General features: G+C 65.5%; 1 protein-coding gene. It reads right to left on the reverse strand.

The window, feature by feature from the left end; genetic code table 11:
- Window positions 1-734: Ig-like domain-containing protein (locus QD409_RS35460; RefSeq protein ID WP_430765041.1), on the reverse strand; the 734-nt coding region annotated here is incomplete at both ends.

Below are 734 nucleotides of genomic sequence, written 5' to 3' on the forward strand. Positions count from 1 at the left end.
GGTCTGCCGTCTCAGGCTGGCTCGTCCGACCGTCCGTCACCGTGAAGGTCAGCGTCGTCGTCGACAGGCTGCCGTCGGCATCCTTGACCGTATAGGTGAAGGTGTCCGTGCCGCTCTCGTTCGGGTTGGCCTGATAGCTGTAGGAACCGTCGGCATTCAGCGTCAGCGTCCCGAGCGTCGTGACGATCGCACTGCCGACATGATCCGACGGCGCCGTCTCCGTGCCGCCGGCCGTTACGCCGACCACCTGAAGATTGCCGTCGGCACCCGTCACGTCATTGGCAAGCACGCCATGCACCGCATCGGCGGCGACCGTCACGCCCGACTGCAGCGAACCGGTGTCCGCCGTGGCGATCGGCGCATCGTCGGCAATCGTGAAGCTCAGCGTCGAGGTGGTGATGTTGCCGTGTGCGTCCGTCACCGTATAGGTGAAGGTCTCCTGCTCGCCGCCGGCATGAACGCCCGCCGTCGTCAGCGTATAGCTGTACTTGCCGTCCGCATCGATCGTCAGCGTGCCGTAGGAACCCTGGATCTGCCAGTCGCCGCTCTTCGGATCGGCCGTGGCCGCATCGCCGTGGCTGTTGGTGACGCCGGTGATATGCGGATTGTCCGGATCGGCCAGCGTGATGCTGCCCTGGGCCGTCAGGGCCTCTTCCGACGGAGACGTGCCGTTCTCAAGATTGGCTTCCGACAGCTTCGTCGGATCTGCCGTCTCAGGCTGGCTCGTCCGACCG

The organism is Rhizobium sp. BR 315 (assembly GCF_050577975.1).
Taxonomy (GTDB): Bacteria; Pseudomonadota; Alphaproteobacteria; order Rhizobiales; family Rhizobiaceae; genus Rhizobium; species Rhizobium miluonense.